The organism is Streptomyces sp. NPDC028308 (assembly GCF_055565855.1).
Genome location: NZ_JBVHTO010000002.1, coordinates 126659 through 145948 on the forward strand (window position 1 = coordinate 126659; position 19290 = coordinate 145948).

18 protein-coding genes are annotated in these 19290 nt (G+C 70.0%); 10 read left to right on the plus strand and 8 right to left on the minus strand.

What is annotated here, in order from left to right:
• Positions 1 to 198: 198 nt before the first annotated feature.
• Together ACZ4VA_RS04820 and ACZ4VA_RS04825 are read left to right on the plus strand one after the other, a co-directional pair.
• Positions 199 to 2364: an FUSC family protein gene (locus ACZ4VA_RS04820; protein WP_468079779.1), complete on the plus strand. Its 2166-nt coding sequence runs from the start codon at positions 199 to 201 to the stop codon at positions 2362 to 2364.
• Between the two features lie 195 nt (positions 2365 to 2559).
• Complete coding sequence (locus ACZ4VA_RS04825) at positions 2560 to 3069, plus strand: DinB family protein (protein ID WP_356173677.1); 510 nt, start codon at positions 2560 to 2562, stop codon at positions 3067 to 3069.
• A 62-nt stretch (positions 3070 to 3131) separates the two neighbouring features.
• On the opposite strand, the gene ACZ4VA_RS04830 is transcribed toward ACZ4VA_RS04825, so the two are convergent.
• The gene (locus ACZ4VA_RS04830) at positions 3132 to 3815 is read right to left on the minus strand and encodes a TetR/AcrR family transcriptional regulator (RefSeq protein ID WP_356173674.1); all 684 of its coding nucleotides are present in this window, start codon (positions 3813 to 3815) and stop codon (positions 3132 to 3134) included.
• 254 nt (positions 3816 to 4069) lie between these two features.
• On the opposite strand from ACZ4VA_RS04830, the gene ACZ4VA_RS04835 reads away from it, so the two are divergent.
• A complete protein-coding gene (locus ACZ4VA_RS04835) occupies positions 4070 to 4627 on the plus strand; it encodes a hypothetical protein (protein WP_356173671.1) in 558 nt (185 codons plus the stop codon).
• Between the two features lie 177 nt (positions 4628 to 4804).
• Here ACZ4VA_RS04835 and ACZ4VA_RS04840 read toward each other — a convergent pair whose 3' ends face one another.
• Both ACZ4VA_RS04840 and pgm read right to left on the minus strand, forming a co-directional pair.
• Positions 4805 to 5452, minus strand: a complete 648-nt coding sequence (locus tag ACZ4VA_RS04840; RefSeq protein WP_356173669.1) for a dihydrofolate reductase family protein — start codon at positions 5450 to 5452, stop codon at positions 4805 to 4807.
• A 442-nt stretch (positions 5453 to 5894) separates the two neighbouring features.
• Entirely contained in the window at positions 5895 to 7535 is a 1641-nt protein-coding gene (gene pgm / locus ACZ4VA_RS04845) for a phosphoglucomutase (alpha-D-glucose-1,6-bisphosphate-dependent) (RefSeq protein WP_356173666.1), read from the minus strand.
• 422 nt (positions 7536 to 7957) lie between these two features.
• On the opposite strand from pgm, the gene ACZ4VA_RS04850 reads away from it, so the two are divergent.
• The 3 genes from ACZ4VA_RS04850 to ACZ4VA_RS04860 are packed head-to-tail and all read left to right on the plus strand — an operon-like array spanning position 7958 to position 9575.
• Positions 7958 to 8557 carry a sulfite oxidase-like oxidoreductase gene (locus tag ACZ4VA_RS04850; protein ID WP_356173663.1) on the plus strand — a complete coding sequence of 200 codons (600 nt, stop codon included), beginning with the start codon at positions 7958 to 7960 and terminating at the stop codon, positions 8555 to 8557.
• On the plus strand, positions 8554 to 9273 hold the full coding sequence (locus tag ACZ4VA_RS04855) for a ferredoxin reductase (RefSeq protein ID WP_468080308.1): 720 nt from the start codon (positions 8554 to 8556) through the stop codon (positions 9271 to 9273). Before ACZ4VA_RS04850 ends, ACZ4VA_RS04855 begins: the two co-directional genes overlap by 4 nt.
• Before the next feature lie 29 nt (positions 9274 to 9302).
• Positions 9303 to 9575 carry a DUF6510 family protein gene (locus ACZ4VA_RS04860; protein ID WP_355791651.1) on the plus strand — a complete coding sequence of 91 codons (273 nt, stop codon included), beginning with the start codon at positions 9303 to 9305 and terminating at the stop codon, positions 9573 to 9575.
• 150 nt (positions 9576 to 9725) lie between these two features.
• Here ACZ4VA_RS04860 and ACZ4VA_RS04865 read toward each other — a convergent pair whose 3' ends face one another.
• Positions 9726 to 10178 carry a DUF5707 domain-containing protein gene (locus ACZ4VA_RS04865; protein WP_468079783.1) on the minus strand — a complete coding sequence of 151 codons (453 nt, stop codon included), beginning with the start codon at positions 10176 to 10178 and terminating at the stop codon, positions 9726 to 9728.
• Positions 10179 to 10682: 504 nt separating this feature from the next.
• Between ACZ4VA_RS04865 and ACZ4VA_RS04870 the strand changes: the two genes are divergently transcribed.
• Positions 10683 to 11060, plus strand: coding sequence for a hypothetical protein (locus ACZ4VA_RS04870; protein ID WP_468079785.1), 378 nt, complete (start codon positions 10683 to 10685; stop codon positions 11058 to 11060).
• A 34-nt stretch (positions 11061 to 11094) separates the two neighbouring features.
• On the opposite strand, the gene ACZ4VA_RS04875 is transcribed toward ACZ4VA_RS04870, so the two are convergent.
• Positions 11095 to 12675: an MFS transporter gene (locus tag ACZ4VA_RS04875; RefSeq protein WP_468080310.1), complete on the minus strand. Its 1581-nt coding sequence runs from the start codon at positions 12673 to 12675 to the stop codon at positions 11095 to 11097.
• Between the two features lie 325 nt (positions 12676 to 13000).
• On the opposite strand from ACZ4VA_RS04875, the gene ACZ4VA_RS04880 reads away from it, so the two are divergent.
• Positions 13001 to 13519 carry a hypothetical protein gene (locus tag ACZ4VA_RS04880; protein WP_356173653.1) on the plus strand — a complete coding sequence of 173 codons (519 nt, stop codon included), beginning with the start codon at positions 13001 to 13003 and terminating at the stop codon, positions 13517 to 13519.
• Positions 13520 to 13582: 63 nt separating this feature from the next.
• On the opposite strand, the gene ACZ4VA_RS04885 is transcribed toward ACZ4VA_RS04880, so the two are convergent.
• Together ACZ4VA_RS04885 and ACZ4VA_RS04890 are read right to left on the minus strand one after the other, a co-directional pair.
• The gene (locus tag ACZ4VA_RS04885) at positions 13583 to 14551 is read right to left on the minus strand and encodes a helix-turn-helix domain-containing protein (RefSeq protein WP_468079788.1); all 969 of its coding nucleotides are present in this window, start codon (positions 14549 to 14551) and stop codon (positions 13583 to 13585) included.
• The gene (locus ACZ4VA_RS04890; RefSeq protein ID WP_468079790.1) at positions 14548 to 15492 is read right to left on the minus strand and encodes a peptidoglycan-binding protein; all 945 of its coding nucleotides are present in this window, start codon (positions 15490 to 15492) and stop codon (positions 14548 to 14550) included. The genes ACZ4VA_RS04885 and ACZ4VA_RS04890 overlap by 4 nt, the downstream gene beginning before the upstream one ends.
• A gap of 201 nt (positions 15493 to 15693) precedes the next feature.
• Here ACZ4VA_RS04890 and ACZ4VA_RS04895 point away from each other — a divergent pair, with 201 nt between their 5' ends.
• Together ACZ4VA_RS04895 and ACZ4VA_RS04900 are read left to right on the plus strand one after the other, a co-directional pair.
• Positions 15694 to 16137, plus strand: coding sequence for a peptidoglycan-binding domain-containing protein (locus ACZ4VA_RS04895; RefSeq protein WP_356173648.1), 444 nt, complete (start codon positions 15694 to 15696; stop codon positions 16135 to 16137).
• Between the two features lie 268 nt (positions 16138 to 16405).
• Positions 16406 to 18049 (plus strand): peptidoglycan-binding protein, encoded by a 1644-nt coding sequence (locus tag ACZ4VA_RS04900; RefSeq protein ID WP_468079793.1) that lies wholly within the window; start codon positions 16406 to 16408, stop codon positions 18047 to 18049.
• 319 nt (positions 18050 to 18368) lie between these two features.
• Here the strand turns inward: ACZ4VA_RS04900 and ku are convergent, their stop codons facing one another.
• The gene (ku, locus tag ACZ4VA_RS04905; protein WP_468079795.1) at positions 18369 to 19280 is read right to left on the minus strand and encodes a non-homologous end joining protein Ku; all 912 of its coding nucleotides are present in this window, start codon (positions 19278 to 19280) and stop codon (positions 18369 to 18371) included.
• Positions 19281 to 19290 lie beyond the last annotated feature (10 nt).

The following is a 19290-nucleotide window of genomic DNA, read 5'->3' on the forward strand; positions in this document are numbered from 1 at the left end:
AGCGCGGCGTTCCTGGTGGCGGCGCCCAGTCGGCTGCCGCCCTGATGCTCGCCAGTGGATGGGCCGCTCGGGCGGTCCCGTTCCAGGACTCCGGTGCGGTTGCCGATCGAGGGGGCTCGTCCCGACATGATGTGACGACCCATGACCCCTGCACGACGAAGCAACCGCCGAACGGCCCCGCCCCGGGGAAGGACGCGCATGCCGAAGCTGCCGTCCGCGGCCGAATCCATCGGCGCGGGCCGGCGCGCAGTACGCGTCACGGTGGCCGCGGCAGCGGGCTTCTACCCCGCGGCTCACCTGCTGGACCGACCCGTCCTGGCCGTGTACGCCCTGTTCACCCCCATCGCCTTCGGGCTTCTCTCCCCACTGCCCGGATCGGGGCGCCGACGGGCCGGGACCGTGCTGCGGGCGGTTGCTGCCGCCGTCGTGCTGGTCCTGCTGGGCACCGTCCTCGCGGTGGCGACCTGGTCTGCCGTCGTCGGCATGTTCGGGGTCGCCGTCGTGCTCACCTTCGGTGCGACCTGCGCGCCCCGCCTCGCAGGCATCGCCCCAGGGCTGCAGCTCTTCTACATCCTCGCCTGCTTCCCGCCCTACGCGCCCGACACCCTGCCGGAGCGGCTTGCCGGACTGGCCGTCGGCACGATCCTGACGGTCCTGTGCGAACTGTTCCTCTTCGCGGAGCCGGCGCAGCCGCCGTACCGCGAGCGGATCGCCGACGCCCTCGACCTAGGCCGACATGCCGCGACCCGTCTCGTACGGGGAGAGGCGACGGATCCGCACATGGCGGCGCGACTGCGTGCGGCCGGCCGCGACCTTCGGCTGTCGCGGCAACCGCCCGCCAACAGGCCGACCGGCGCGGGGCGGACGGACCGCGCACTGGCGCAGGCGGGCTCGGCGGCCCGGCGTCTACTGGACCAACTCGCCACGCTGACACGGCTCGCGCCCGTACCGCCGGACCTGGCCTCGGAGACGCTCCTGCGCGGAATCGCGAGTACCTGCGCGGACACGGCAGGCATCCTGCGCGGCCGGCGTCCCACCGTCGGCCCCGGTCTGATCGAGGAGATGATCGCCGGGTTCCTGACCGAGCGCGGCACGACTTCGGGCAACCCCGGAGACTCCCTGCACGGGCTGTTGCGCCGCCAGTCGACCGTGCTGACCGTCGCGGTGTCGACCGTGACCGCGCGCACCGCTGCCGCCCTGGCGTCCGGCGTCCGCCAGTCGACGCCCGGACTGCCTCATGAGCAGTTCTGGTATGCCGGGGCCGCCCCGGTCTCCCTGTGGTGGGTCCGCGTCCGGGGCAACCTCACCCCGCGCTCCGTCGTCTTCCAGAACACCGTCCGTACGGCCATCGGCCTCGCCCTCGCCCGTCTGGTCGCCGGATCGCTGGACCTCTCGCACGGCTTCTGGGTGCTGCTGACCGTCCTGACCCTGGGACGCACCACCGCGGGCGCCACGTGGGCCGCCGTCCGCTCGGCCGCCGCCGGAACACTGATCGGCGTGACGACCGCAGGCGTGCTCCTCCTCGCCGCGGGGGACGCCACCGCCGTGTACGAGTACCTCCTGGTGCCGATGATGCTGGTGGCCTTCTCCGTGGGGCCCGTCGGCGGACCGGCGTGGGCGCAGGGACTGTTCACCCTCGTCGTCTCCACGGCTTTCGCCCAGATCGCTCCCGTGACCTGGCGGCTGGCGGAGGTCCGGCTCATCGACGTACTGACCGGCAGCGCGGTCGGACTCGTCTGCGGTCTGCTCGCCTGGCCCTCCGGTGCACGCGCCGAGATGCGGCGGAGCGTCGCGGAGCTGTTCCGGACCGCCGCGCCGGTCGTCCGTGCCACCACCGAGGCGGCCACCGGACCCGTCGGTCCCGCGACCCCCCGTACGGCTGCCGCCGCCTCGCTCCGGCCGACCGTGCACCGGCTGCGTATCGCTGAAGCCGCCTACGCGCAGTACCGCACGGAGCCTTCGTCACATACGGGCGAAGACGGTCCCGACTGGCTCGCCGCCCTCAACTACGGCTCCCGCGTCCTGGTCGGTTCCTACTGGCTGCCACCGTCGCAGGGTGCGGCGGGCTTGCCTTCCCCCCTCCTGCACTGGGCGCACGAGGCCGCCACGAGACTCGCGTCGGCGACTCATGAGGCGGCAGACCTGCCGACGGGAGGGGTCCACGTCCGACTCGCGCCCCTGCCCGCAGACGTACTGCCGCTGGCCTCACCGGCGGCGGTGTCCCTGCTGATCGACGTCGAGGTCTGGTTGTACGCCCTCGCCACGGACCTCACCGCCGCCTCCGGCGCCGACGGCAGTGCCGCAACTCCCCCACTACCTCCGGGCGGGCCGCTGACCTCCGGTGCGGCGGCCGACGCTCGGTGAACCACGGTCCGGGTTCCGCGTACTTCGGCGGTCGCGCTGGTACGGCATTGGGATGGCCCCGACGCGGTGCGCGCACCAGGCACGGCGAGGTCGCCTCACGCACGGTCCGCAAGTGGCAGACGTCGGCGAACGGTTGGCCTGCCACGTGCTCAACTGCCGTGCCGGAAGGGATGAGAGCCGACTATCGTTACTGTCATGGTCTCCCAGCCTTCGGTACAACCCACCATCTTCCAGGCGCCGTTCCGTGAGCAGTTCGAGGCGTTTCTCGATGAGCATCGGTCCGCGCTGCACGACTGCCTGAACGGGCTGACCGAGGAGCAGGCCCGCAGGTCGCTGGTCGCGTCCAAGACCACCCTCCTGGGGCTGGTCAAGCACGCCACGTTCGTGGAGAAGGTCTGGTTCGACGAGGCGATCACCTGCCGGTCTCGTGCCGAGATCGGCATCCCCGGCTCTCCCGACGAGTCGTTCGAATTGCACGAGGACGACACGATCGCATCAGTCCAACACGCTTACCAGCAGACCTGCGCAGCCTCCCGTCGAGCGACGGCGGAGCTGACGCTCGACGACCTGCTCCTCGGAAACCGCCGCGGCCCACTGCCGCTGCGCTGGGTCTACCTGCACACACTGCGTGAACTGGCGCAGCACTGCGGCCACGCCGACATCCTGCGGGAGCAGATCCTCAACAGCGCGGCCGCCGAAGGCTGAACGCGTCCCGGTCCCGCGTGCGGCAAGCCACCGGCGTCCGGCAGGTGCCGCGTCGCGCGCGGCTACGCGCCCGGCGGTGAGCAGTCGATGTCGGCGACGGCCGCGGTCGCCGTGGGTGTCTCTGCGGGCGTCGGTGCGGAGCCATCGTCGAGTCCACGGCCGATGTGAATGCGCAACAGCCCCTCGATGCCCCGGATCAGGGTCTCTCCCGCCTGGGCGGGGTCGCCGAGGTAGCCGGCGCTCATCGCGCCGTCGCGGAGCATGACGTAGTGCCGTCCGGCGTGCTCGGGGGGCGCCTCCGAGGCCCGTGCGAACAGTTCCGTGATGGTCTGCAGGTACCAGTCGCGGTGCTGTACGACGGCCCGGTGGACCGGGTGGTCGGGCGCGGGAAATTCCGCCGCCGCGTTGAGGAAGGCACAACCGCGATAGCCGGGCGAGCGGATCTGCTCGACCAGGGACGCGCCGATGCCCTGCAGGATCTCCACGGCTGACAGGTTCGCCGCCATCAAGGAGTCGATCTGCGTGCGGATCACCTGGTCGACGCTTTCGATGTAGGCGACGGCCAGGTCCTCTTTGCTGGGGAAGTGGCGGTAGAAGGTCGCGTTGGTGACCTTGGCCTCGGCCACGAGGCGGTCGACGCCCACCGTGTGGATGCCCTCCGCGTAGAAGAGCTGCCCCGCGGTCTTCAGGAGCCTCTCTCGGGCGGCGGACACCCTCTTACCGGTGCCGGCTTCCGTCTGCGTCATACCCCTGAGGTTAGCAGGTAGAACGCTCTCTCTTGTTTTGCGGTCGGGACTGTGCCAGGCTGCAAACAAGAAAGAGCGTTCTACCCCCCTCGGTCTTCCGCCCATCCCCGAGGGAGAAGTCTCAGATCGAACCGCCCCGGCCTCCAGCGAGCCTGCACGCTCAGCCGCGCCTCGGCCATCGGCTTACCGAACCCGGTCAGGCCAACCCGCTCCCCTCCACGCACGTACACACCGCACACACATTGGAGAACCCCATGGCATCCGTCGCCTCCCCCGAGCGCACCGGCACCGCTCCCGCTCTCAGCAGGCTCTACCTCATCCGTTTCGTCTTCGCCGCCGCATGGGCCGCGTTGCTGCTGTTGCTGGGGTCGGATCTCTCCACCGGTGCCAAGCTGCTGCTGTTCCTGTATCCCGCCTTCGACGTCGTGGCCGCTGTCGTCGACCGCCGGTCGGCGCACGCCGCCGGGCCGGTCAAGGCCCTGTACGCCAACATGGCCGTCAGCGCGATCGCCGCCGTCGGCATCGCCATCGCCACTACCTCCGACATCGCCGACGTACTGCGCGTGTGGGGCGCGTGGGCGATCGTCTCCGGCCTGGTCCAGCTCCTCGTGGGCGTCGCCCGCAGGTCGATGGGCGGTCAGTGGCCGATGATCCTCAGCGGCGGCATCTCTGTCCTGGCCGGCGCCTCGTTCTTCCGGAGCGCCACGCAGGAGGACCCGTCGCTGACGGCGCTCGCCGGCTACGCGGTGCTGGGCGGGATCTTCTTCCTGGTCTCGGCGATCCGTCTCTTCCGCTCGACCTCCGAGCGCTGACCAGCGCCGGTCAGGACGCGCGACGACCACGCACAACAGTCGGCAGGTCCGCGGCTCGGTGGGCGGCCGGCGGTTGTGGGCGAGTACCGGGATCTTCGGTCACTCGCCCACGACTACGCGTTCAAGCGCCGGATCGCTCGCGGCGGTCCCGCCGGGGTTTCCCCGCAATCTCTCTGGTCACTTACGCCAGAACAGGTGGTGCGTCATGCCGCTAGGGCTGGGGACGACGTCCATGTGGAACCGGTCCAGCAGGTCCTCGGGCGAGTCCCAGAGGCGCAGGCCGGGCCCCAGCTTCAGCGGTGAGACGGCTACGTGGAGTGTGTCGACGAGGTCGGCGTCGAGGAACTCCCGGACCGTGCTCACACCGCCGCCGAGCCGGACGTCCTTACCCTCGGCGGCCTCCCGTGCCTGCGCGAGAACGGTGGCGGGGTCGCCGTCCACGAAATGGAACGTGGTGTCGGAGAGGGTGAACGAGGGTCGCTTGTGGTGGGTCAGGACGAACACTGGTGTGTGGAAGGGCGGCTCGTCCCCCCACCAGCCGCGCCACTCGTGATCGCTCCACGGGCCACGCTGGGGTCCGAACTTGTTGCGGCCCATGATCTCGGCCCCGATGTTGTGACTGAAGTCCCGGGTGAAGTAGTCGTCGAGGCCCCGGCTTCCTCCCGGCTCGCTCCGATTGGGCCAGCTCGCCGTGGCCCCGGCCCAGGCGAAGAGCTCGCGCGGATCGATGTGATGGCCGAAAGGCCGCTCCAGGCTCTGGTCCTCGCCGGCGGCTACGCCGTCGCTAGAGACGGTGAAGTTCTGTACGCGCAGAAGCTGATTCATGTGTCCCCTCATCGGTCGCTTCCTCGTAGGGCGATGCGTCCTACGTCAGGATGTCGAACGGGACGAGGCTGGATCGACAGCGGCGCCGAAGTTCTTGCGAAGAGTGCCCGGTACGGCGGTTCACCTGCGTCGTTCGGCGGTATCGCGGCGCCCGACGGGGCGGGGCGAGTCGTCCGGCGGCGCGGAGCCGGCGTTGGGCCGCTCCCCGCTAGCGGGCGGGATGCCGACCGTCTGGACGACGACATCGCAGTCGTCATCGCTGTGCGGACGGCCGGCATCCCGCCCGGTGAGGTCCGAGCAGCCCAGCTCCCATGCGCGTCGAAGCGGTGACTCACATCGCGTACACCGCTGCCGCATCGGCGCACCGGGCGGGCTCCCGCACGGACCCGCTCCCACCGCACGACCGGCGTACCCGCGCGTTACCTCAGTCGACGCGGACCTCTCAGGTGCCCAGAGCCGCGAGCACCATGGACCGTGCCTCTTCCTGGACCAGGCGCAGGTGGTCCGCCCCGCGGAAGGACTCCGCGTAGATCTTGTACGTGTCCTCGGTGCCCGAAGGCCGGGCCGCGAACCAGGCGTTGTCGGTGACGACCTTGATCCCGCCGAGAGCGGCACCGTTGCCCGGGGCCTCGGTGAGCACGGTCGTGATCGTCTCGTCGGCGAGGGTGTCGGCGGTGACCTGGCGCGGGGACAGCTTGGCGAGGAGTGCCTTCTCCTCCCGGGAGGCCGGGGCGTCGATGCGCTCGTAGGCGGGGGCGCCGAAGCGTTCGGTGAGCTGCGCGTAGTGCTGCGAGGGCGTCTTGCCGGTGACCGCGGTGATCTCGGACGCGAGCAGCGCCAGGAGGATGCCGTCCTTGTCGGTGGTCCACACCGAGCCGTCACGGCGCAGGAAGGACGCGCCGGCCGATTCCTCGCCGCCGAATCCGAGCGTCCCGTCGAACAGTCCGTCCACGAACCACTTGAATCCGACCGGGACCTCCACCAGCTGTCGGCCGACGTCCGCGGCGACCCTGTCGATCATGCTGGACGACACCAGGGTCTTGCCGATCCCCGCGCCCGCGGGCCACTGCTCCCGGTGCTTGAACAGGTACGCGATCGCCACGGCGAGGTAGTGGTTGGGGTTCATCAGTCCCCCGTCCGGTGTGACGATGCCGTGCCGGTCGGCGTCGGCGTCGTTGCCGGTGGCGATGTCGAACCGGTCGCGCTGCTCGATGAGCGAGGCCATGGCGTACGGCGAGGAGCAGTCCATGCGGATCTTGCCGTCCCAGTCCAGCGTCATGAAGCGCCAGGTGGGATCGGTGAGCGGGTTCACCACCGTCAGGTCGAGCCGGTGCTCCTCGGCGATGCGACCCCAGTAGGCGACCGAGGCGCCACCCAGCGGATCGGCGCCGATCCGGACACCGGCGGCACGGATCGCGTCCAGGTCCAGCACGTTCGGTAGGTCGGCCACGTAGTCGCCGAGGAAGTCGTGGCGGCCGGTGCCGGATGCGGCCAGGGCGCGGGCGTAGGGGATGCGCCGTACGTCCTTGAGTCCGGCGGCGATGATCTCGTTGGCGCGGTCCTGGATCCAGGACGTCGCTTCGGAGCCGGCCGGACCGCCGCTGGGCGGGTTGTACTTGAAGCCACCGTCGGCGGGCGGGTTGTGCGAGGGGGTGACCACGACGCCGTCGGCGAGGCCGGACGTCCGGTTCCGGTTGTGGGTGAGAATCGCGTGCGAGACCGCGGGGGTCGGCGTGTATCCGTCCGCCTGGTCGATGAGGACGCTCACGTCGTTGGCCGCGAACACCTCCAGCGCCGTGATCCGGGCGGGCTCGGACAGGGCGTGGGTGTCGGCTCCGAGGAAGAGAGGGCCGGTGGTGCCCTGGTCGGCGCGGTACTCGCAGATGGCCTGGCTGATGGCCGCGATGTGGTCCTCGTTGAATGCCGTGCCGAGGGAGGATCCGCGGTGTCCCGAGGTGCCGAACGCCACGCGCTGCCCGGGATCGGCCGGGTCGGGGTGCAGCGCGTAGTACGCCGTGACGAGGCGGGCCACGTCGATGAGGTCCCCGGGGCCGGCGACCTGCCCTGCTCGCGCGTCCTGCATGTATCCGCTCCTCCGCATGGTCAGTCTTGAGGCTTCGACCATTCTTCCCTGGCCGGCGCACTTGCACCCGCATCGAATGGCCGTTGCCGGACGTCCGGCAGACTCTGCGCCACCGGTCCGCCCGTGACGGTCACCTGCATCGATTGACACCCCGGCCTGCGTGTACGTGCCCTGCGAGCGCCCTCGTTCCCCACTCCCTCGGGGACGCCGGGACGCGGGTTCGCGCCCAAATGGACAGTTCCGGCAGGTTGGGAAAGCATTGATGCCAGGTTCGATCGTCTCAGCAGAATCTTCTGCCCTGACCGAGTCCAGGCATGCGTCGCCGCCCGGTGCCCACCCGACGAGCCGGGCAGTCGGGCACGCCTCGGACCAGGGAGTTCCAGGGCGACCACCCTGCTCGATGCCATCAGACGGGCGGCGACATGAACACGTTCTCTCCAGGGTTCCACGGGCGGACTCACCGCTTCGAAGGGCGCCTTCCTCCCGGTCAGTACCCGACGGAGGACTTTCCCGTCCTTTCCGCCGGCCCCACCCCTCGCGTCTCGACCGACAGCTGGGAGTTCTCGATCACCGCCGAGGACGGGACGGCTGTGCGTTGGACGTGGGAGCAGATGATGGCCCTGCCCCAGGAAGAGCCGACGGTCGACATCCACTGCGTCACCCGGTGGTCGAAGTTCGACACCCGTTGGCAGGGAGTCCCGCTCGACGCACTCCTGGACGCTGTCGAGACCTTGGGGGACTTCGCCATGGTGGAGAGCTACGGCGGATACACGACCAACCTCCCGCTCGAGGATCTGCAGGACGGGAAGGCCTGGCTCGTCCACTCCTTCGACGGATATCCGCTCTCACCGGAGCACGGAGGTCCGGCCCGTCTGCTGGTCCCCCACCTTTATCTGTGGAAGTCCGCGAAATGGGTCAAGGGGATTCGCCTGATGCCGCAGGACGACCCCGGGTTCTGGGAGTCCGCCGGCTACCACAACCACGGCGACCCCTGGCGCGAGGAACGCGGCTGGACCGACTGACCGTGACGGGCACCTGGAGGCCGGCCCGTCTGGTCGCACGGCATGCGCAGACCGCGACCGCCCGCACCCTCGTCCTGGACACGCCGAACTGGCCCGGGCACCTCCCGGGCCAGCACATCGACGTCCGCCTCACCGGCGAGGACGGATATCAGGCCGTCCGCAGCTACTCCCTGGCCGGTCCGCCCACGGACGACCGGCTGGAACTGGGCATCCAGCCGGTGCCACGCGGTGAGGTCTCCCCCTACCTCGCCGACGACCTGCCCCTCGGCGCCCAGGTGGAGATCACCGGACCGCTGGGCGGCTGGTTCGTGTGGCGGCCCGGCGATGCCGCAGCCGTGCTGCTCGTCGCGGGCGGCTCGGGGATAGTGCCCCTCATGGCCATGGTCCGCGCCCACCAGGCCGCCAAGTCCACCACGCCGTTCCACCTCGTGTACTCCGTACGCAGCCCCGACCAGGCCTGGTACCAGAAGGAACTGGCCTCCGGCAGCGGCCCACTGACCGTGGACGTCCTGTACTCCCGGCAGGCGCCGTCGGGCAACGGCCGGCCGGCAGGCCGCATCCGCGCCGATGACCTACCGGCTCCCGCCCGGCCCGACCTCGCCCCGGGACCTCAGTGCTTCGTCTGCGGTCCCACTCCCTTCGTGGAACACGTCAGTGATGTGCTCGTCGCCAAGGGCCACCTGCCCGGCCACATCCGCACCGAGAGATTCGGCTGACCCCACATCCCCCCGGACCTGGAGGCCTCATGTCTGTCCCCACCTACCGCGACGGCAACAGCCTCGCCGGACCCTTCGCCGACATCCTGGCGCTCGAACCCACCACCGCCTGGCGCCGGTGTCCCCAGTGCCGTCTGGTGTCACCGATGGCCGAGCTCCGCGTGTACGGCACCGAGCCCGGGCTGACCGGCCGCTGCCCCGGCTGCGACGGCATCGCCGTACGTCTGGTACGTCAACCCGAGCACGTCTGGCTCCAACTGGGCAGCCCCCAGGCGGCCTTCCGCTTCGATCTGCCTGCTTGACGGCTGATCGAACCGACCAGCGTCCACGTTCCGGCCACGGCGTCGAACGTGGCGAGAAACGGCCACGTCACGGTGCGCAGCAGGCGGAGGCTCACCGGCGGCGTCGTCCGCTTCTCCGGCACCCCGCGCCCAACCAGCTTGCGGCGCCGTCTACTTGACGATGAAGTCGGCCGCCTTCGTGTTCAAGGTCTGGGTGCCGTCCTTCGCGGTGGCCAGGACGGCGACGTGCCAGACGCCGCGCGGGGACGACTTGGTCTCCGACGTGGTGGCCTTGGTGGTGTAGGCGCAGTGCACGGTGTCCTTTGCCGAGGGCTTGCAGACGGCCTGCTCGGCGGAAGCCATGTCCTTGACCGTCAGCTTGTCCTTGGCGAAGGACGAGTCCTGCGGCCAGGCCAGCACCTTCACGCTCTTCACGCCGGAGGACGCCTTGACGTCGGTGCCGAAGGTCAGCGAGCCGTCCCGGTCACCGTCGGGAGCCGTGTAGTTGGCCGTGCTGTGCGCCAGCGACGGGGGCTGCTCCCCGGCGTAGGCGAGAGCGAAGGCACCGGCTCCACCGAGGACGACGACACCGGCGGTCACGCACAGAGCAATACGTCGGGACATGAGGATCTCCGTAACTGTTTCAGCTGGATCGGATGGGCGCCTCTGGGCTGCGCCGCTGCGCCGATACTCGCCGGGCGAGGTCCTGCCGGGCATCGGGGCACGTACTCAGGTCGGCCTGAGTACGCCCGCCGCAGTCAGCAACTCGCTGACGAGACGGCGCCTTTGGGGGCGTCGGCAACAGGCCTGTATGTGCGGCTGGCACCCCAGGGGCGCCGCCCGCTACCTGGACGTCGAGCCCAAGCCATCGCCCGACTGCCGGACGGGGTCCCGCATGCCCCGCCCGATCGCGATTTCCTCACCCGGCCTGTCAGCCGTCCGGCGCCGCGCTCGCCTCGCCTGTCGCAGCTCGCATGGCCGTCGCGGCCGGTGTGCGGGCCGACCGCGGGACGGCGCCGCGATCGTGTTCGTTGGGACACTGCACCCACAACTACAGAGACGAGGCGCTATACCCGCCCGGCCGTCCAGGTGTCATGCTGCTGCATTCCCGAGTGGAAGGACGAGTGGATGACCAGCAGCAGACAACCCCTGAACGCAGTCGAGTTCGGACGGTACGTCAGCCGACGGGCACGCGGGGCGGGCTACGACCTCACCACCGCAGCCGGCCGGACCAAGCTCGCCAAGGACACCGGCATGCCGGAACGCGACGTCACCGCGATCGCGGAAGGCAGATTCAAGGCTCCGGTCGACCCATGGAAGAGGCTCGCCGAGAAGCTGGGCGAACAGCACAAGGATCTGCTCCGCATAGCGGGCATCCTGAAGCCGGGCAGTCGGCCGACAAGGAAGACCTCGAGGGACACCCCACTCGACCTGGGCATCACCTCGCCGAAGAACGTGGCCATATTCGAAGCCCTGGTGACCGCACTTCTCAACGCCGAGAAGTAGCGCGTCACGCCCGGTAGAGCGACTCGCGGGCGTGTCAGGCGCTCGTCCGGTTTCCGCCCTCGGACGGGGGCGCCGGGGCCGCCGGACTCGTCAGGGCCGCCTCCCGCTCGCCCTCGGCGATGACCGGGGTCCCTTTGCCTCCGGGGTGCCGCACGGCGATGAGGAAAGCGATACCGAGGGCGATGGCCATGCCGTAGAAGACCCATTGGTTGGCCTCGGCGAAGTCCATGCGGACGCTCGGCATAGCCTCGCGCGCGGCGGTGGCGGCGGGCCCGGTGCCGGTGGGCCGGCGGTCGTCGCCGTTGCCCGTCACGGCCTCCGCGATGTCCTTCGCGACCCCGTTCGCGGTACCCGACGGAATTCCCCGGGACGTCAGCGTCGACACGACGTTCTCCGTCGTCCGGTGGGTGAGGATCGTGCCGAGGACGGCCAGGCCCACGCTCGCCGCGTAGTTACGCACGGTCTGCGTGATACCGGTGACCTCACCGTACGAGGCTCCGATGGCCCGGTTGACGGCGTCGGTGGAGGCGGGAGCCAGGATGAAGCCGATGCCGGCGCCGGCGAGGGCCACGTAGGGCCACTGGTCGTGCATCGACAGGTCGGTCAGCTTGTTGGCCCACAGGGCGAACCCGACGGCGCCGACGATGGTGCCGATCTTCATAGGTCCCCGGGCTCCCTGCTTGTCCAGCATGCGGCCGCCCCACTGTGAGGCGATCGCGAAGCCGGCGAAGAAGTACAGCAGGTAGAGCGCGGCCTGGTTGGGGGAGGCGCTGAGCGAGACCTGGGCGTAGACCGAGGCGAAGAAGAACACCGGGACGAAGGCCAGCATGGCGAAGAACAGCACCAGCGCGTCCACGGTGAACGCCTTGTCACGGAACACCGTCAGGTTGACCAGCGGGTGCCGCCTGCCCCGTTCATAGCGCCAGAACAGGACGAGCACCGCCAGACCGCCCACTATGCAGGCCCAGGTCGCCGCGCTGTCCCAGCCCCAGATGGCGGCCTGCTGGAAACCGAGCACGCTCACCCCCATGCCGACCGCGATGAGGAAGGCGCCGACTCCGTCCAGCGACTCGTCACGCCGTCGGTCCGGGATACGCGCCATCATCGTCAGGACGAGGGCCACGATCGCGACGGGCACGTTCACCCAGAAGATCGCCCGCCAGGTCCAGGACGTGAGCCAGCCGCCCAACAGCGGTCCGATGGCCGTCAGTGCTCCGGACAGGCCGAAGAACAGCGCCAGGGCCCGGCCGCGCCGCTCCACCGGGAAGACCGCCACCACCACGGCCAGGGCCGCCGGGAACAGGAGTGCCGCTCCCAGCCCCTGCGTCGCACGGAAGATGATCAGCCAGCTCTGTGCGAAGTCCCCCTTGGGGACACAGCCGCAGAGCACGGACGAGATCACGAAGACCAAGGTGCCGATGACGACGACCCTGCGTGGCCCGAAGAGGTCCGCCAGGCGGCCGCCGAGGGCGAAGAACGCCGCCAGCGACAGCAGATAAGCATTCACGACCCACTGCATGCCCGACGCCGACAAGCCCAGCTCGTGCACGATGTCCGGCGCCGCGACAGAGACGATCGTCTGATCGATGAACGTCATCGACACCGCGAAGAGCATGGCCGCGAGAGCCAGCGTCTGGTTCGGGGTCCTGGGCGCCGGTTCAGCGGCCGCGCCCACCGCATGAGTGCCTCTCACCCCAACATTCTCAGCCGCTTCCCTGGACGTCGCATCCCCAGGACGATCACCGAGCCCCGGACCGCTCGGGCCGCCCCGCCGGGCCCTACCACAGTCGCTCCCGTCGGCGTACATCCTCTCGATAGGCACGTGGCGTCCGACGCCGTGAAGCACACTGAGAGCTGCCGCGCCAACGGCGGGACTGCCCGGCGTCATGCCGAGCCCTGGGTCCCGCCGTCACCAGCATCACCGCGTCCCTGGGGGGATCATGAGCAACCCGTACGGCCCGTCCAGCCCCATACCGCCCTCAGCTCCGCCGAACCGCCCCGACGCCCGACCGCTGCGCAAGCGCAAGCGTGTGTGGGCATCCGGCGCCGGACTTCTGCTGCTCGGCGGCATGTTCGGTGCGGCCGGCGAGAACCCGGACACGGCAAACGCCGCCGCGAGACCCAGAGCCACCGTCACCGCCACCCGGTCGGTGACCGCAGCACCCGAACCCGCCGTCACCGTGACCAAGACGGCCAAGGCGAAGCCCGGTCCGACTGTGACCGTCACCAAGACGTCACGCCCCGCGAGCAGCACGAGTGACGACTCGGCATCGACGACCAGCGGCGGAGGGAGCAGCGCAAGCAAGACGGGCACCTGCTCGATCACCTCGAACTCCGGCAACTGCTACCAGGCGGGGCAGTACTGCCGGAACATCGACCACGGTGCGACCACCACGAACGCCTCCGGCACCAGCATCACGTGCCGCTACCGATCGGGCGCCTGGCGCTGGTCCTACTGATCCCGTTCCGCACGGCCAAGGCTGTTCTCGAGCCTGTCCTGAGCCGGAGACAGCGCCGCGCCTTCAAGGAGCGACGAGGGCCTTGTCCGTGCGCGTCTTGAAGCACTCGGTCGCGCCACCCGCGCCGGGCACGAAACAGGCCTGGACGGACGTGCCAGGGACTACCACGCTCATCGAGGTGTGGACGTAAGTGTCCGCCTCGTCACTGCTGTTGACCCGGACGCCGCGCAGGGAATCCTTCCGTCCCGTCGCCCGGACCTCGACGCGGTCGCCCACGACGGCGCCCCACATCCGGGCCCAGCTCGTCCCGCATTCCTGGCTGTAGCGAATCTGGATCCAGGCGCCCGTGTCGGTCTCGTGCTCGGTGAGGGTCAACGGGTTGGCGGCACACTTCGTCGTGATCGGGTCCTTGTCCTGGCAGGCGGTGTGCCGGCAAAGCGCCCCCGTGGCCGTAGGGGGCGTGCCGCCCGGTGACGCCAACTCGGCATGCGAATCAGGGAGATGGACGATCACGAGTGCCGCCAGGACCACGGCGCAGACCGACGCGAGCGAGGTCAGGACCGTGAGGCGGCGGTGCTTCCTCGGGTCGCTCGGGGTGTGATCGACGTTGCCGAGACCTGTCTCGCTCGGGCCGTCATCTGGCAGGCGCGTCCGGGCCGGGCCGATGCCGTCCCGGGCCGTCTCGCTGCGGACAAGGTCGGCAGGCGCGAGGTCCGAGGCCGGCGTGTCCGTTCGGTGGCCCGTGCGCTGCCGATCCGGCGTCACCCTCGCGCCGCTGTCCTGCGTCCGGTCCGTCCGCGCGATGTCCAGGAGCGCCAACGGGCGGTCGGCGGGTTCTCCGGCGAGATGGCACAGCTCCTTGACCGCGCTGCGGGGCGGGAGGCCCTTGCCGTTGAGGTAACGCTCCCAGGACGACTTGCTGAAGGTGGTCGCGTTCGCGAGCTGCGCCAGGGTCAAGCCTGTGCGCTTCCTCAACTCCTGCAGAACGACGGCCAGTCGGGCCCCCGAAGGTGAGGGGGAACTCGGTGTCATCCGCGCAACGCCTTCCAAGAGCGCGGACCGAGCATGCCGTCGGCGACGAGTCCGGCGCGCTGCTGGAATCTCTTGACCGCACGTAGCGTCAGCGGGCCGAACATGCCGTCGATCCCGCCGGGCGAGATGCCGGCCCGGCGTAGCAGACACTGCGCTTCGGCGACGTCGGCACCCGAGGAGCCGTAGAAGATCTCGGTGTTCCGCCCCTTGTTGATGCCTGCCGACCAACGGCCGTCGACACGGGCGATGCGGCACGAGTAGGAAGGCGGCGACGAGGCTGCGCTGACGCTGGGCGACGCGGCGACGGGCGCCGCAGTCCCGCTCTCGTCGAAGCGCAGCACGAGCAGCAGCGCCACCGAGAGGGCCACGACCAGGACGACGAGGCCCGCGGTGAGGGCCATGTGGGGAATGCGTCCGGGAGCCGACCCGGTGCTGGCCTGTGGCGTCGTGAGCGCAGCCGGTTGGATCGGCGGCCCGAATTGCGACTCCGTCGCGTGCACCGAGTTCTCCGGTCCCGGCGCCTGCTCCTGTGCCCGTTCGTGAACCTCTTCCCGTTCCTCTGTCTGCTCCCGCGTCGCAACCCCGGGCCGGGTGAGGACTCCGGCACGGCCGCCGCCCCATACGTCGGCGGCGACCTCGTGCAACGCGAGCAGAGGGACGGGGTCGGCGCCGGTGGTCCGAGCCAGCGCCTCCACCGCCTCACGGGGTGGGAGCGACGTACCGCCCAGGTACCTCTCCCACGATTTGGCGCTGTAGCCGGTTTTGACAGCGAGGTGACGCATGGTCATCTCACTGCGGTCTTTCAGCTGGCGTAACCGCCCCACCAACTGACGTGCGCAAGGGTCGAGTTCAGCGGGCAGCGCTTTGTAGCGCGGCATGTTTCCCCCAAAGCGGTCATGAGCGAAAAACAGCGGCCCCCTCCGCTGCTGCGCATTCTGCATGAGCCCGCCACATCTGTCACAGGAGTCCCGTACAGCCGTCCCACCGGGCGCTGTCACCGCAGGTCAGCGGGCTGATCGTCCCAGAAGGCCGCCACTTGTCCCACAGCCGTGGCCTCCGCACCCCGGCGCCGTGCACCTTTGATCTCGCCACCTGACCTCCTGGCGGGACAGGTGCCGACCCCACAACCGAAAGAGGAACGCATGCGACCGAACGCTCTGGGCAGGACCATCGCCGGCCTCGTCGCCGTTGCCGGCCTCGCCGCAGGCAGTGTGGCGACCGCGGGCACCAGCTTCGCGGCGACCGCGACCACCACGCAGACGGCGGCCGCGCAGCCCGCCGCCGTCGCCGCGACGCAGAACTTCGGTCTGACCACGGCCGAGGCCAAGAACGTCCAGGAGTTCCTCGCCGACTACTGGGGCTACACCGGCGCCATCGACGGTCAGCTGGGCACCAACAGCTGGAAGGCCTTCCAGCGCTGCCTCGCGACGTACTGGGGCTACACGGGGGCCATCGACGGAGACCCCGGCACCAACACCATCAAGGCGCTGCAGCGTCTGCTGAAGGACGACTACGGCTACACGGGTGCCATCGACGGTGTCGCCGGCGCGGGCACCCGGGCCGCGTTCAAGCGCTTCGCCGCCTGACCGGTCCGCCATGCCCGACCGGGCTGATCGGGCTGCTCGCGCCGCCGATCAGCCCGGTCACACCGTGAGCGAACACCGCATGACCATCCCCGGCCCGTCCTCCGCCGACAAGGACGGGCCGGGGATGCGTGTTCCCGTCCCCTGTTCGCACCGGGACCTCACGCTTCGTGACCTCGCTACGCCGAGAAGCGCCCCGTTCCCCACACATCAACCGGCGTGCCGTCGCCGTCCCGTGCAGTGCCCGCAATCGAAGGAGCACCTCCCCTCCATGCCCGGACTCGCATTCCTCCTACGCGCCGAAGACGAGAGCCCACGACGTCGGGACCCGCGCCGCACCGGAACGACGTGGCGCATCCGCGTCGGGACGTTCGCCGCTACCGCGGCGATGGTCTCGGCCGGAATCGTGCTCGGTGCCGGTCCGGCCGTGGCGGCCCCGGCCCCGATCAAACTGACCTCCGCGTCCTGCCCGAGCGAGATCGTGCAGGGCCAGGCGGGCGGCTGCGTCACCGAATTGCAGAACCGGCTCAACGCGCACGGCGCCGCCCTGGTGGTGGACGGTCAGTTCGGAGCGAGCACCCTCTACGCCGTCCGCGAGTACCAGGCCGCCACCGCCATCGCCGTGGACGGACGGGTGGGCCCCGCCACCAAGAGCAAGCTGTACGCGACCGGAGGCTCGGCGCCCGCCCCCATCAACCTCCAGTCCTCCTCGTGCCCCGCGAACGTCGTCCAGGGCGACAAGGGCGGATGTGTCAGCGAGCTCCAGCGGCTGCTGCGCCACCATGGCTACGCGGTCGTCGTGGACGGCGACTTCGGTGCCAGCACGGCGAGCGCCGTCCGCAGCTTCCAGTCCTCCCGCGGTCTGACGGCCGACGGCCAGGTCGGCACGAACACCAAGCGCGCGCTGTACGACACCGACGAATCACCCTCCACCAGCCTGGACTTGAGGTCCGCGTCCTGCCCGCAGAACATCGTGGAGGGGCAGAGCGGCGGTTGCGTCGCCACGCTGCAGGCGCTGCTGAACGGCAAGGGCCAGAGCGTCGACGTCGACGGCAGCTTCGGCCCCGCGACCCTGGCGGCCGTCAAGGCGTTCCAGTCCGCCAGTGGTCTCACCGCCGACGGCCAGGTCGGACCCAACACCAAGACAGCCCTGTACTCCAACATCGGCGGAGGCGGGGGCAACGGCGCGCCCGCACCGATCAACCTGACCTCCGCCTCCTGCCCGAACGAGATCGTGCAGGGCCAGCGCAGCGGCTGCGTCACGGAGTTGCAGAGCCTGCTCAACCACCATGGCGCGGATCTCGCCGTCGACGGCGACTTCGGCGCGCTCACCGACAGCGCCGTCAAGGACTTCCAGGCCGAGAAGGGTCTCTCGGTCGACGGCCACGTCGGACCCGCCACCAAGGCCGCTCTGTACGGCGCGGTCACGCCGCCGTCCTCACCTCCGCCCGGTGGAGGCTACGGAAAGATCCTCGACGTGGCCGAGGCCGAGGTCGGCACGGTCGAGGGCAGCGCCCGCGCCAACAGCTACGGCGCATCCGTGGGGCTTTCGCTGTCCACGAGCAACTACGCCTGGTGCGCGACCTTCGTGAGCTGGGTGGCCAAGCAGACCGGAGCCAGTTCCTACCGCAACTCCTACGTCTCGGGCTGGGTCAAGCAGGCGCGGGCCGGCAACTACCACCTGTCGGTCACGAACAGCCCGCAGCCGGGTGACATCGTGGCCTTCGACTGGGACGGCGGAAGCGACTTCACCGGGGGCAACGAGCACATAGGCATCGTGCGGACGGTGTCCGGGGCGTCCTTCACCACCGTCGAGGGCAACACGAGCAACCCCAACGGCGGAAGCGACGGCGTCTACGTGAAGTCCCGCACCACGAACAGCAGTTACGACGTGGTCTTCATCCGGGTCCGGTAGTCGGACCCGCCGACCTCCTGGTTGTGGCCGGGCCTGGGTCGGGCAGCCCGGCCGGCCCATACAGGACGTCGGTCCCGCACACTGTGAAACCGCAGGCGTCGGGACACCCTGCGCCCGCCCACCGCCGGAGCTGTGCCTGGCCTGCCGTACGACGCCGGGCTCAGCTCACGGCTGGGGTACGCGGCCACGACCCGGCTGCCATAACCCGGCTGCCGCGGCCCGGTGTGGGCCAACTGCGCACTGCGACGCGCCCCGCCGGAGCACCGCGTCTAACCTGAGGTCGTGGGGCCGGAACCCCGAGCCCGGCCCCACACCCAGCTCACGCGCTGCGGCGGGACTTCTTCGCCGCTGTCTTCTTCGCGGCCGTCTTCTTGGCGGGCACCTTCGTCGTCTTCTTGGCCGCGGTCTTCTTCGCGGGCATCTCGTGCACGGTGGCGTCCTCGCCCTCGCCCCGGGCTTCCTTGGCTTTGCTGACGGAGGCCTGCAGTGCCGCCATCAGGTCCATGACCTTGCCGGCGGGCTCCTTCTCCTCGGGCAGCTGCGGAGGCGCCTTGCCCTCCACCTTCGCCTCGATGACCTGCTCCAGCGCCTCGCGGTACTCGTCATGGAACTCACTGATGTCCCGCTCACCGATGACATCCATCAGCGCCACCGCCTCGCGCAGCTCCCGCTCGGAGATCTCCACCGGCTTCGGTGCCAGTTCCTGCGGCGAGCGGACCTCGTCCGGCCAGTACATCGTCTGCAGGGCGATCACCCCGTCGCCCACCACGCGCAACTGCCCGAGCCGCTCGCGGCCGTGCCACGCCATCTTGATGATCGCGACCTTGTCCGTCCGCTCCAGGGCCTTGCTCAACAGCTTGTACGGTTTGGCGGCGACCTGGCCGTCGTACTGGAGGTAGTAGCTGTCCCCCAGCCGCACGGCGTCGATACGTTCCGCGGGGACGAAGGCCACCACGTCGATCGCCTTCGCGGTGGGCAGCGGCATCTCCCGCAGTTCCTCGTCCGCGACGGGGACGATCGTGTCCTTGGTGAGTTCGTAGCCCTTGCCGATCTCGTCCTCGGTCAGCACCTGTCCGTCCAGCTCGCAGACCTTGCGGTAGCGCACCCGGGACAGGTCCTCCAGGTGGATCTGGCGGAACGAGATCGAATGGTTCTCGGCCACGCTGATCACCTTGACGGGAATGGTGACCAGCCCGAACGAGATCGCACCGGACCACACAGGACGGGGCATGCCGAACCTC